The following is a 12,010-nucleotide window of genomic DNA, read 5'->3' as shown; positions in this document are numbered from 1 at the left end:
CGTTGCATCATTCCCCCGACCGAATGATGGAAATGGAGATGATGATGGACGCAAAAGCACCCCTAGCGCAGACACAGACGGAACAGGAGATTTCCCATAGGCTGAAGGCAATGGCGCAAGGATGGAGTTACCCATTGCGCTCTCCCATCCTTAGGACACCAGCAGATCAAGGGCTGGAGTTCGAGGCCGTGACCTTTCCCTCGCAGGATGGCACTCCACTAGAAGCTTGGTACATCCCCTCCCCTGGTTCCCAGCGGTTGATCATTGTGAACCATCCGCTGTCGTTCAATCGCTACGGCTGTCCCAGCCATCTCGAACCCTGGCGCAAGTTCGGTGCCGCTGGCGGCAACACTTTCGAAGTGGACTATGTGGCCGATTACCGAATTCTTCATGAAGCTGGCTATAACGTTCTCACTTATGACGAGCGAAACTTCGGAATGAGCGGAGCTGCCAATGGGGGTCTTAACAGCGGCGGACGCTTCGAGGCCAGAGATGTGATCGGGTCTCTGCAATACGTTCGAGGTCGTGAGGGTCTGAAGGGCATGTCCATCGGACTGTTCTCCAGATGCAACGGCGCCAATGCCACTCTCTACGCAATACATAGCGATGCGACTCAATTCGACCAAGTACGCTGCATGGTGCTCTGCCAGCCCCTCTCAATCCGATCTGTCTTGACCCGGGAGCTTGAAATGATGGGTATCGCAGACCGGATTGACCAACTGGAGCGCGAGATCCAACTTTGCGCGAGTTGCACCCTCGACGAGATGTCGCCCAACCTCTGGGCACGAAGCGTTCGCCTACCGACCTTCATTTATCAGGTTCATGACGATATGATGACGACACCGGCCGACGTGCAGGCCACATTCGACGCCATGCCGGTACAGGACAAACAACTGCATTGGATACCCGATACCACGGTGCGCTGGGACGGCTATTTGGAATTCCAGCGTCGACCGCAGCCGATACTCGACTGGCTAGCGAGGTACATGGAGTGAACGGAACTGACAACGACCAAAACACTGGGAGCCTGGACCACCAGCGGCAACGCGGCGCCAGGCGCATCAGCCAGATTGCGACGTCGACACCTTCGGCGACGGCGTCTCGACGGCAGGTACTGACAAAGTCCCGAGGCGCGGCGCGCAGCTTCGAACTGGGAGATGCCACCGGCTGCGACGCTTGCGTCCTCGCTTCGTCACACAAAGACCTATTTGGACAGAATCGAAATCGACCCGTTGCATCTGGTGTCCCCCAATAAAAATATCGCAGTCGCAGATCTCAAAGACCAGGTAACGGCCTTCGAGCGAATTTACGGGTATTGATGGCTGATTCGGCGTGGCTCCAAGCCCACGCTTCTCGATAGCTTAGGCCACCGGGACGCGTTGCTGAAGTAGCTTGAAGCTTCCCGGTCGCTTGCACATCGCAGCAATCTGCCCTAGATGGCCTCGGTTCAGCGGCTGCCTCCGGTGTAAGAACTTGAATGCCAGGTCGTCGGCTGTAGGCCGCGCCGTACGCGCAGCATTGCGACTCGCGAATTTTCTAAAGACTCCTTCCGTAACTCTTGCGAACCAATATCACCAATTGAAAGGACCAACTCAATGGGCAGCGATGAGGAACAAATCCGTGCGGTGCGCACCGAATGGCAGAACGCCGTGCAATCCCGCGACGTCGAACGGACCATGGCGACCTACTACCCGGGCCCCGAGTACTTGGGGTTCGATGTAATGCCTCCATTCAGCTTCGCCGGATCGGATTCTTTCCGTAGAAATTGGGTAACCTTTTTCGAGATGTTCGACGAGGACCCAGTATTCGAATTCAAGAACATGAAAGTGCACTGCTCAGGCGACGTCGCGTTCACGACAGGCTTTACGCGCTTTGCTGGGTCTGTCGGTGGGAACAAAGTCGACCTTTGGACGCGCGAAACCATTGGCTTTCGCAAGACAGACGGAAAGTGGTTGATGATCCACGACCATGTTTCTGTTCCGATCGACCTGTCGACCGGCGTTGGGATCACCGATTTCCGCCCGTGACTCGAATGACGAGACGATAGCCAACGCACGTTGCGTGAACAGCTGTGCGCATCACAAATATTCCTGTCGCCCTCGACGCACGACCATCAACGGAGCCTCCCGCCCGCCAAGCCGGAGCCAGCGGCAACGACCGCACCTGCTTTAAAAAAAGGCTATGGGCACCGAATCAGGATTTAGATAGATGCAAAAATCAGTCGATCGCATACTCGTAACCGGCGCCACCGGGCAGCTCGGCTCCCTTGTCATACAGGAGCTTTTAAAAAGCGCTCCGCCGGCGATGATATCGGCACTCGTACGGCCTCAGAGCATCGACACATCGGCTCGTCTCAAGGATGCGGGGATTGACATTCGAGTCGCCGAGTACGACGATCCGCGGTCGCTGGACCGAGCGTTCTTCGGGATCCAGCGCCTGCTCTTCATTTCATCGAATGCCGTCGGAGCCGACCGTATCAGGCAACACCGCAATGTTATAGCCGCGGCCAGCAACGTCGGTGTTGGTTTGGTCGCCTACACGAGCCTGCTCCATGCCGACAGCTCGCCTCTCGGACTTGCGGCCGACCATCGCGAGACAGAGTCAATGCTCGCGAAGTCGGGTCTTCCACATGTACTCCTTCGCAACGGTTGGTACAACGAGAACTATCTCGGCGGCGTTGCAGCGGCGATCGACACTGGTTCGCTTATGGGCTCGGCCGGCGATGGCAAGATCTCGTCGGCCGCGCGCGCAGACTATGCGGCGGCGGCCGCCGCGATCATGCTCTCGGAGCATCAGCTGTACGCGAGCCCCCTCGAACTCGCAGGAGACGAGGCGTACACCCTGGACGATCTCGCGACGGAGATTTCACTTCATTCAGGTAGTTCAGTTCGATACCACGATCTCACCCCGGATAAATACGAAGCTGCCCTCCGTTCAGCAGGCCTACCCGAGGTCGTTGCCAGAATTGTCGCCGATGCGGACGCTGGTGCTGCACAGGGCGCGTTGTTTGAAGACCGTGGCACCCTGAGCGCGCTGATTCGCAGGCCGACCACGTCAATATCCGAGAGCGTACGGCAGGTGCTGCATGGACAAAAGGAATTCCCGGCCTAGTGTTGGCCTATCGCGTGTCTTTGAATGTAATCAGCACCGAAGGGGCCGCTGCTTCGCCCGCAGCTGCAATGAAATTGGGCATCTGCTATCCGACTGGCGATCAAATCGATGGCAAGTGGCTACCGTGGATGGCGACGCCACAATCGACCACATACCGGTGCGGAGCGCCAACAATGCAGACACAAAAGCAATCATGCAAACCGAGCGCGGGGACACAAGGCGTGCTTTGGCGCTAGAGGTCCCTGCACTCGAAATTAGCATCAGTCATTCTCGATAGCCGCACTGTCCAACCGGAGCAGGCGCAGCGATCGGCTTGGATCAACAGCCAACCGGTTTTTTCTGCGACCGCCCCAACGGCAATTCTTTGCCGGAGAACCTCGATCTAGCCGCTTGCAGCTACGTCATCCCCTGGTTCAGAGAGACGTCAGGATCGAGAGCACCGCTATCCGCACTCGCGTACGTCTGGGAGGAGCACGCCCGCTTGCTCCTGCGTCGACGGGATGCATGCGAGTTCATTGGTCCAAGCCAGCGCGGATCGCCGCCAAATCTGCAATCGAGGCAACAACTGAGCTCGCTGCGAAAGGCAGCCGACTCGAAGGATCAATACTTGGGGATACCTTTCTTCAGCAGACCATAAGTGCGTGGCGCATCGAGGACAAAATGCCTGCGCCCGCCGTCTCCCGCTATCAGCAACCTTCACGTAATTTTGGACCGCACCATCTAGCGAGAAGCTATTCGTCAAGGCTGGCACGATCGCTCGGTAAGGAGCGCCGGACAGGACCTGGCAGTCCAGGCAGTGGCAGACCATGACACGCTCGACTGCGATATCCGCAGAAAACTCCACCGCTCCGCAATGACAACGTCCATCAACCCTCATAGAGTGCTTCACTCCTTAATCTGCAAGACAACCTTGCCGAAATTACCTCCGCGCTCCAGTCGGTCCTGCGCCTCAACGGCCTGATCAAAGGGGTACACGGAATCCACGACCGACGCAATTCTGCGCTGCAGGATCACAGGCCACACGTTCGCGAGAACCGCCGCAACAATCTCCTTCTTCGTACGGCGGGTCTGCGCACGCAACGCAGACCCCGTGAGGGAGAGTCTACGCCGATAGAGAGTCCAGAGATCTACGCTAGCTTTTGCTCCCTGTTGCGTAGCGATACCAACCAGCCGTCCCCCCTCTTTCAACACGCGGAGGTTGGCCTCAAGCGCTTGCGCGCCCAAGATATCCAGTACTACGTCGACGCCCTGATTCTCGGTCGTTGCAAACAGCGCCTTGTCGAAGGCTCCAACTTGGTGGTCAAAACAACGCGTGGCGCCTAAGGCTTCTATTCGTTCGCAGCGCGCTGCACCGCCGGCGGTGGCGTAGATAGGGTGGCCTCGCGCCCCGAAGATCTGCACTGCCCAGGACCCGACACCTCCGCTGCCCCCGTGCACCAATAGACTTTCACCGACCGCCAGCCTCCCCAACATTGCGACATTGAACCACGCTGTGCAGATCGGTCCGACGGCAGACGCAGCATCTGTCATCGACCAATGCGAAGGTACCGGCAAGCAGTGCTCAGCGGGCACTATCGCTAGTTCGGCATAGCCACCGCCTGAAACGATGCTGCAAATGGGATCACCAGGACGCCACGACGTAACTTCACGGCCGATTCTCCTGACTACACCTGCGACTTCCAATCCCGGAATGGCAGTTTCGCTTTCACCAATTGGATAGAGCCCTTTTCGCAGCAGGATGTCCGCCACTGTGACACCCGCCGCAGCCACCTCGATCATCACGTCGTGAGGGCCCATCTGCGGAGTCTCGACTTCTCTCACGCTCAATGATGAGGACCCGGGTCGACTGACAACAGCCTTCACTTCTCGCGCCTTTCAGACATGCGCCTGCGATGCGGAATCCCGCTTCCGCACCAAGAGCTTGAACATAGGAGCCAGCAGCAAAAGAACTGCTAGACCCAGCAGGACGGCGCTGATTGGTCTCGACACGAACACCGTCGGCGAGCCACCGGCGATGCTGAGCGATGCACGAAGATTCTGCTCCAGCGGTCCGCCAAGTACATACGCCATCACCAAAGGCGTGGCATCGCACCGGATCTTCCAAAGAAGGTAGCCGAGCACTCCGAACACCGCTGTTGCATAGACGTCGAATGTAGCGTTGCTGACGCTGTAGGCGCCTACCGCGCTGCACAACACGATGATCGGCAGCAACCAACGGTACGGCATGCGAGCCAGCTTCGCCCACATTCCGACAAGGGGAAGATTGAGGATTACCAGCATGAGATTGCCGATCCACATGCTGGCTATCAATCCCCAAAAAAGGTCGGGCTTGCTGGAGAACGTCGTCGGTCCCGGGGTAATTCCCTGCACCATCAGTGCGCCGATCATTAGCGCCATCACGGCATTCGACGGAATCCCAAGAGAGAGCAACGGGATGAACGACGTCTGGGCAGCCGCGTTGTTCGCCGACTCCGGACCCGCTACACCTTCGATCGCCCCCCTTCCGAAGCGTGATGGGTCCCTCGCGAGCTTCTTTTCCACGATATAAGACGCAAAAGGAGACGTGATCAACCCGCCTCCAGGAAGTACACCAAGCACCGTTCCAATCACCGTCCCACGCAAGATAGCCGGAAGCGACCTCTTCCACTCCTCTTGATTGAGCACCAGCCCGCCGATCTCCTCCGTGACAGGTTCCATCGGTTCCGGATCGGTCAGCGTCTTTGCCACTTCCAGCAGCCCAAACATACCGATCGCCAAAGGCACGAACCCGATACCGTCCGTCAACTCCGGCAGTCCGAAGGTATATCGCAAGGCACCGGTCGTCTGATCCACGCCGATTACCGCCAAGCCAATGCCAAGCAGAATGGCCGCGACTCCATTGACCGGCGAACTGCCCGTAAACAATAGGCAAGAGAGAATGCCGAGCACCATCAAGGCGAAATACTCCGGAGGCCCGAATGCGATCGCCAGCCTCCCAAGCGACGGTCCCAGCACCGCTATCACCAACGTGGCCAACGTGCCCGCAATGAACGAGCCGATCGCTGCTACCGCCAACGCCGTACCGCCCTTGCCTTGCCTTGCCATCTGGTATCCGTCCAGGGACGTCATGATCGACGTCGCCTCACCCGGCATGCGCATCAAAATTGCCGTGGTTGAACCTCCATATTGCGCTCCGTAGAAGATACCCGCGAGCATGATCATGGCGGTCGTTGGCCCTAGGGTATAGGTAAACGGCAGCAGCATTGCAATCGTCACGAGCGGCCCTACACCCGGCAGCACGCCTATGAGTGTTCCTAGCAGCGCGCCGACGAAGCAGAAGACCAGATTCTTCCAACCCAGGGCTGTGCCAAACCCTAGCATGAGGTGATCGATCAGTTCCATGAGGTAAAAATCTCCAGGGGGATGCCTAGCACATACCGGAACACCACGAGCGAGAATGCTGTCAATGCGACCACCAGAATCAGTAGCGCGCGCACTGACTTGGCATGCGAACCCGCAAACTCCACGGCGACCAACATAGCCGCTATCGCAATCACCAGCCCGGCACGCTCGATCAACGCGCCAAAGACCACAAAGGCTCCCGCAACGAGCAACATCGGTCTGGGGAGTAAGGTACCAATAGAGTCGTCCTCGTGCAAAAAGCTGAGAAGCAGCTTGTAGACCCCGATCGCAAAAAGCCCCCACCCGCAAATCTTAGGCAGGAAACCTGGGCCGATATTTGTCAGGGCTCCGAATGCTAGATCGCGCCCGAACCAAAGGCCGGCCGCACCGACCACCAGGAAGAGAATGCCGGCGGCGCGGTCCGTTCCTATAGAAGGATGTCCCATGTCAGGCCTTATTCGATGGTCACACCGGACTTCTTGACGATCTCCCCCCATTCCTTCGTCTTCGAGTCGAGCAGCTGACTGAATTCGTCTGGACTTCTGGTTCGGCCGGGCTTTGCATAGAAATCAGCCAGGCGACCGGTATAGGTGGGGTCCGCAGACATCGTATTGACTTCCTGCATCAGTCTATCGATCACCGGCTTTGGCGTGCCTTTCGGCGCCATCAAGAAATAGTCCGCCACATTTTCTAGAGTCGGATAGCCAGCCTGCGTCACCGTTTGAACGGACGAGAGGGCCGGGATTGCGAAGCCACTCGTGATTGCGAGCGCTTTCATTTGCCCTGTCTGAAGGTACTGCATCACCGCCCCGGGGGTAAGCACAGTAATATCCACGTCACCGTTCAGAATCGCGGGCAACAACCCAGAGCCTCCGAGCATCACCTGCGTCTCCTTCACTCCTTCAAGCGCTGCGAACTGCGCCCAGAACATATGAAACTGACTGCCCAAGCTTGAGTTGCCATATCGAAGCTTGCCTGGCTCCTTCTTCATCAGTGCGGCCAGCTCCTTGAGGTTGTTCGCCGGCAAATCTTTGCGGGCCAGTACCACGAACGGCACTTCGGCGATCACCGAAATTGGAGCGAACTGCGCACGCTCGTAGATGATGTTCTTGTAAACATACGGATTCACAAGGAATAGGCTGCCGCCGCTGAATAGCAGGCTATAGCCATCCGGCGCTGATCGCGCTACCGCCTGCGCACCAACACCGCCGCCCGCGCCCGCCTTGTTTTCCACGATCACCGGCTGCCCGATGCCCTTGCTCAATCGCTCCGAAAAGAGACGCCCGAAGGCATCCGGCGCGCCCGGCGGATATGGAATGACCATCTTGATGGGCTTGACCGGATAGTCCGCCGCTAGCGCGGGAACCGCCATTGCCAACACGCCAGCCACCATGGCGAGGGCTGCCGACACGAACGCGCATAGCGCATGAACCGGAGACTTCCTGCTGATCATGAGAACCCCAATCAAAATGAAAGTTGGAAAGGAAAGCCGCGGGCGCCCGATCAGGCGAGCTTCGGCGTGGCCTTGCGCACCACAGCCTCGTCCACTCCCAGCTTCTTGGCCAGCCAGTCGCAGACGTACTCCATGCCCAACGTCAGGTTGTCGATCTGACAGTGCGACGCACCCGTCTCTTCAGCATCGAACCACTTGATGTCGACGTCGACCCCGCCTTTCTTCGCAGCTTCATACGCCTTATGCGCGTGATCCGTTCCCGCGAAGTCAAGTTCGCCATGGACGATCAAGAAAGGACACTTGATGTTTCCAATGACCTGCGAAAGACTGAACTGTTTGGCCTTATCGACCACGCCTTGCATGTCGTCTTTGCCAAATACCCATTTGAGATGGCGCCAGATCAGCGCGTCCGGCTTGCTCATACGTGGAGCAAAATCCATTTCGAAGATCACGCAATCTGCGACGCACGCGGCAAGTCGGTGCTCAAATGCTGCCGCACGTGGCGCGTAGTAGCCCCCCAGACTCGCGCCATACAGGGCTATGCGCTTCGGGTCCACGTCCCCACGAGCGAGCAGCCAGTCGATGCAATGACCGATCGGAACCTCCGTGTCATGCCGGTTGACGATCTTTTGACGACGCAACGTCCCACCCTGGCCCGGCATGTCCACCAGCAGGAGGGATAAACCACGGGCAAAGGCATGGCGGGTGATCTCGTGTAGCAGTTCGTCCTTGTATTCATCGAGACCCCCATGACATATCACCACGGGAGTCTTTTCGTCGGACTGCGGTGCACGTAGGAAGTATGCATCGAGGTGAGCACCGTTCTCGTACGGAATCTTCACAATCTCGCCGATCGGGTTCATCAGCTTAAGCACTTGGTGCGAGCAGCGTTCGACGGCGTCGAAGGCCTGCAGCCGTCGCGGATCGTGCCCCATCAAATAGAACTCCGAAGAGCGATAGTAGTTCGCTGCTCGCAACCAGTTGTTTTGAGCCGTCGCCAGGTGCCCGGCGGCGTGCGCCGCGTCTGCCCTACCTTCGCTCGTCTTTCCCAGACGCTGCCACTGCGTATACCAACTTTCCACGTCACCCGGTACCATCCGGCTAGCGGCTTGGAAACATTCGCTGATGGTGCTGGCGTTCTCTTGTGCGGCCGCCAGGACGCGCACGAACTGGAAACTCAACTCATCCTCGCCCGGCCACTGCTTCCAGCCGTCCGGTTCATAGCGCGCGGGTTCAATCTGCTTGCTCATCATTGATCTCCTTGGTCATTGCCGACTTGCATGGCTTCGTCCAGCCAATCAAAAATCCGTTGCCCGCCGACGCCTTCAGCGCCAGCCTGGCAATGGGCTCCTGCAGACTCGGCGTTCGTGAGGTTCATATAGGTTTTCCTGCACGTGAGCCGGTCATACAGCGCTCGGGGCTGTCCCGCGAAGAATCCCTCGTGGTCAGCGTCCAGAATCAAAGTCTCGCAGCGGATTTGTTCAGCATCCGCGGCTCTGAAGTGACGCGTCTTTTCTAAGTAGTCAAGCGCATCGGTCGCACCAAAAACCATGCGTCCGTGGTTGAAGCCCCAGCGAGCGAGCGTATTCGTCCGCTGACTCTCCTTGAGAGCGGTCTCGAGCCGCGAAGGATCACCAAGCAGATCCGGAGGTATGCGAGCCGACACGATGGCGTGGTAGTCGTTGACACCACCGTTGGCAATCAATGCCCTCAGTCGGTGTTCCTTGGCTGCCGCCAGAGGTGCGAGCAGGCCACCGAGACTTATGCCCATCAGCGCCATGCGCGCACCGTCCACATCGGCGCGCTGCAACGCATAGTCAACAATCGGCGTGACCACGCAGTTCCAGTCAGGGCGGAATGTGAGCTTGCGCTCTCGGATCACTTCGCCTTGTCCGGGTCCTTCGAAGGCGATGACCGTGTAGCCACGCTCGACGGCGGCCATGCCCGGCCAGATCGCGATCTCTTCCTTGGTGCCGTCGAAGCCGGAATGGACGATGAGCGTCGGGCGTGGACCAGTAGCGCCCTTGCGTTTTATAACGTAGGCAGGCAGCGAAGTCTGCTCGTATGGGATCTCGACTCGCTCAACCGCGTAGGGTCCCGTCGCCGTACCCGCAATGAAGCAGGTGCGGCTTGCCCGACCAGCGGCAACGATACGGGGATCTTCAGGATTGGCGTGCAAATAGAAGTCGCACATGAAGTAGTACATCGACGCACGCAAGTAAGCCTTGGCAGCACTAAGTCGATGACCACGCGAGAGCGAAAGGTCAGCGCTCGCACGCACGCGATCGCCAAGCCTTGACCACTCGGCATGCCAGCCCTCGTCATCCCCGGGCTTGACCGCGCTCGCGACATCGAGCACTTCCTGAACATCCGTGCCTCCGTAGTACGCATGGCCAAGCATGCGCAGCAACTCGAAGTGATGCGATAGATCTGTAGAGAGCTGCATCGCTCGATCCCTCACGCCTCAGCGGAGAAGTCCGCGCCGGCCGAATATCCTTCGTCCGCAAGGATGAAGCTGCCATGCATCGCGCGCGATGCGTCCGACGCAAGGAACAGCGCGATGCTGGCAATCTCGGAAGCGTCAGAATATGCCTTTCCGCTTGGAGTGCTCGCCACGATCTCGGCGAGTACGCCTTTGTACGCCGAGTCGCTACGGATGTATTCGTTGATCGGCGTCGCCGTATTGCCTGGTCCGATCGCATTGATGTTGATGTTGTGCGGGGCCAGCTCGAACACAAGCGTCTTCGTCATCATGATGATTGCCGCCTTCGTAGCGCAGTATGCTGCGAACGATCCGAACCCCATCACGCCGCATACTGAAGCGATATTGACAATCTTTCCGTACCGTTGGGCCTTCATATACGGCGTGACGGCACTGATCGAGTTCCAAGTGCCTTTCAGATTTATGTCGACCATGCGGTCGAAGTCCTCGGGCGCGGTTTCACCGATCGGCGTCGGGAAGAAGACGCCAGCGCAATTTACGAGGATGTCGATCTTTCCCATGTCTCGCTTGACATCCGCGGCTAGCGAGTTGACTTGCGTTGGTACTCGCACGTCAGCGGCATAGCCGCGCGCGCCATTGCCCAAGCGGTCAGCCACAGCCTTCGCTTTTTCGAGGCTTCCCGAGCTGGCGACGGCTACTGCACACCCCTGGCTTGCCAGCGCGACGCCAACGGCTTCGCCGATCCCCTGCGACCCTCCGGTGATCAGGGCGACTCTGTTCTTAAAACTCATGTTTTCCTTTCCTCTGAAGCAATGGATGGATGGCTCAGTCTTCCGACGGACCCGCGCTAACCCGCACGTCGTGAGCGGGGAAAAGTTGTTTGTAGATCTGGGCGAAGCCCTCGATATCGTCAACGAGCGTCTTTCGCGCCAGTTCTGCGTCGCGCGCCCTAAGCGCGTCATAGATGTTGTTGTGCTGGGCGGCGCCAAAGTCGTGCCCACGCATCGCGGTATTCGACGCCATGGCGTTCTCGATCGTTGCCAGGTAGGGGCCGCTCTGTTTCCAGAGATTGCTGATCACCTGCAATAGCTTCGGTGACTTGGCGGCGCGATAGACACTGAAGTGGACGTCCTCGTTGGCCTCCATGATCGACGCGTGGTCCGCGCGCTTGGCCGCGCGCATGAGGCGCTTGTTGGCCTCCATCAACGCGCTCAGGCCTGCCTCGTCGATGCGTTTGGCAGCAAGGTAGGCCGCATGCCCCTCGACCGCGATGCGCGCCTCGGTCAGTCCTTCGTACTGCTCGATGGTCAGCAGCGGCACGCGGACTGTGCGGTTGGCCAGCGTCTCCAACACCCCTTCGTTCACCAACCGCGCAACTGCATCACGCACCGGCATCAAGCTCACTTCGAAAGTCGCCGCGAGCGTGCGTAACGACAGCGCTTGTCCTGCCTCGAAGTCTCCACGACGCAACGCCTCGCTCAGCTGCACATAGATCTTCTCGTTCACGAGATCGCGCTCCACTGGAGCCAGTTGTGGCGCGGGGCGAACCAGCCTGAGCGGGGCCGAAGTTTTGGTCGGTTTCTTCACGCGCATCCTTTCGTCGATTGCCTGTCGGTGACAGT

General features: G+C 58.6%; 12 protein-coding genes. 3 read left to right on the top strand and 9 right to left on the bottom strand.

Features of this window, described 5'->3' with window-relative positions; translation table 11 throughout:
- Positions 1-44: 44 nt before the first annotated feature.
- The 3 genes from INQ48_42650 (at position 45) to INQ48_42640 (ending at position 3,111) form a co-directional block, all read left to right on the top strand.
- A complete protein-coding gene (locus INQ48_42650; GenBank protein QRF63424.1) occupies positions 45-995 on the top strand; it encodes an alpha/beta hydrolase in 951 nt (316 codons plus the stop codon).
- A 600-nt stretch (positions 996-1,595) separates the two neighbouring features.
- Complete coding sequence (locus tag INQ48_42645) at positions 1,596-2,027, top strand: nuclear transport factor 2 family protein (protein ID QRF63340.1); 432 nt, start codon at positions 1,596-1,598, stop codon at positions 2,025-2,027.
- A gap of 181 nt (positions 2,028-2,208) precedes the next feature.
- Positions 2,209-3,111, top strand: coding sequence for an NmrA family NAD(P)-binding protein (locus tag INQ48_42640; GenBank protein QRF63339.1), 903 nt, complete (start codon positions 2,209-2,211; stop codon positions 3,109-3,111).
- Between the two features lie 442 nt (positions 3,112-3,553).
- Here the strand turns inward: INQ48_42640 and INQ48_42635 are convergent, their stop codons facing one another.
- Genes INQ48_42635 through INQ48_42595 form a run of 9 tightly spaced genes read right to left on the bottom strand, consistent with a single transcriptional unit; the run spans position 3,554 to position 11,975 of the window.
- Positions 3,554-3,988 (bottom strand): GFA family protein, encoded by a 435-nt coding sequence (locus INQ48_42635; GenBank protein QRF63338.1) that lies wholly within the window; start codon positions 3,986-3,988, stop codon positions 3,554-3,556.
- Between the two features lie 8 nt (positions 3,989-3,996).
- Positions 3,997-4,938 carry a zinc-binding dehydrogenase gene (locus tag INQ48_42630; protein QRF63337.1) on the bottom strand — a complete coding sequence of 314 codons (942 nt, stop codon included), beginning with the start codon at positions 4,936-4,938 and terminating at the stop codon, positions 3,997-3,999.
- Positions 4,939-4,986: 48 nt separating this feature from the next.
- A complete protein-coding gene (locus tag INQ48_42625) occupies positions 4,987-6,492 on the bottom strand; it encodes a tripartite tricarboxylate transporter permease (GenBank protein ID QRF63336.1) in 1,506 nt (501 codons plus the stop codon).
- The gene (locus INQ48_42620) at positions 6,483-6,938 is read right to left on the bottom strand and encodes a tripartite tricarboxylate transporter TctB family protein (GenBank protein QRF63335.1); all 456 of its coding nucleotides are present in this window, start codon (positions 6,936-6,938) and stop codon (positions 6,483-6,485) included. The genes INQ48_42625 and INQ48_42620 overlap by 10 nt, the downstream gene beginning before the upstream one ends.
- Before the next feature lie 8 nt (positions 6,939-6,946).
- Entirely contained in the window at positions 6,947-7,945 is a 999-nt protein-coding gene (locus INQ48_42615; GenBank protein QRF63334.1) for a tripartite tricarboxylate transporter substrate binding protein, read from the bottom strand.
- 50 nt (positions 7,946-7,995) lie between these two features.
- The gene (locus INQ48_42610) at positions 7,996-9,195 is read right to left on the bottom strand and encodes an alpha/beta hydrolase (GenBank protein ID QRF63333.1); all 1,200 of its coding nucleotides are present in this window, start codon (positions 9,193-9,195) and stop codon (positions 7,996-7,998) included.
- The gene (locus INQ48_42605; GenBank protein QRF63332.1) at positions 9,195-10,391 is read right to left on the bottom strand and encodes an alpha/beta hydrolase; all 1,197 of its coding nucleotides are present in this window, start codon (positions 10,389-10,391) and stop codon (positions 9,195-9,197) included. The genes INQ48_42610 and INQ48_42605 overlap by 1 nt, the downstream gene beginning before the upstream one ends.
- An 11-nt stretch (positions 10,392-10,402) precedes the next feature.
- A complete protein-coding gene (locus INQ48_42600; protein QRF63331.1) occupies positions 10,403-11,179 on the bottom strand; it encodes an SDR family oxidoreductase in 777 nt (258 codons plus the stop codon).
- A gap of 34 nt (positions 11,180-11,213) precedes the next feature.
- Positions 11,214-11,975 (bottom strand): GntR family transcriptional regulator, encoded by a 762-nt coding sequence (locus INQ48_42595; protein QRF63330.1) that lies wholly within the window; start codon positions 11,973-11,975, stop codon positions 11,214-11,216.
- Positions 11,976-12,010: the final 35 nt, after the last annotated feature.

It is taken from the genome of Variovorax paradoxus, from assembly GCA_016806145.1.
Classification (GTDB): domain Bacteria; phylum Pseudomonadota; class Gammaproteobacteria; order Burkholderiales; family Burkholderiaceae_C; genus Variovorax.
Note: the sequence above shows the minus strand (reverse complement) of the source record. Positions and strands in the feature narration are given on the sequence as shown.

What these genes read in the sequence shown, in the direction of transcription:
- INQ48_42650 (QRF63424.1), top strand. Translation starts at nt 45, where the DNA reads ATGGACGCAAAAGCACCCCTAGCGCAGACACAGACGGAACAGGAGATT.
- INQ48_42645 (QRF63340.1), top strand. Translation starts at nt 1,596, where the DNA reads ATGGGCAGCGATGAGGAACAAATCCGTGCGGTGCGCACCGAATGGCAG.
- INQ48_42640 (QRF63339.1), top strand. Translation starts at nt 2,209, where the DNA reads ATGCAAAAATCAGTCGATCGCATACTCGTAACCGGCGCCACCGGGCAG.
- INQ48_42635 (QRF63338.1), bottom strand. Translation starts at nt 3,988, where the DNA reads ATGAGGGTTGATGGACGTTGTCATTGCGGAGCGGTGGAGTTTTCTGCG.
- INQ48_42625 (QRF63336.1), bottom strand. Translation starts at nt 6,492, where the DNA reads ATGGAACTGATCGATCACCTCATGCTAGGGTTTGGCACAGCCCTGGGT.
- INQ48_42620 (QRF63335.1), bottom strand. Translation starts at nt 6,938, where the DNA reads ATGGGACATCCTTCTATAGGAACGGACCGCGCCGCCGGCATTCTCTTC.
- INQ48_42615 (QRF63334.1), bottom strand. Translation starts at nt 7,945, where the DNA reads ATGATCAGCAGGAAGTCTCCGGTTCATGCGCTATGCGCGTTCGTGTCG.
- INQ48_42610 (QRF63333.1), bottom strand. Translation starts at nt 9,195, where the DNA reads ATGAGCAAGCAGATTGAACCCGCGCGCTATGAACCGGACGGCTGGAAG.
- INQ48_42605 (QRF63332.1), bottom strand. Translation starts at nt 10,391, where the DNA reads ATGCAGCTCTCTACAGATCTATCGCATCACTTCGAGTTGCTGCGCATG.
- INQ48_42600 (QRF63331.1), bottom strand. Translation starts at nt 11,179, where the DNA reads ATGAGTTTTAAGAACAGAGTCGCCCTGATCACCGGAGGGTCGCAGGGG.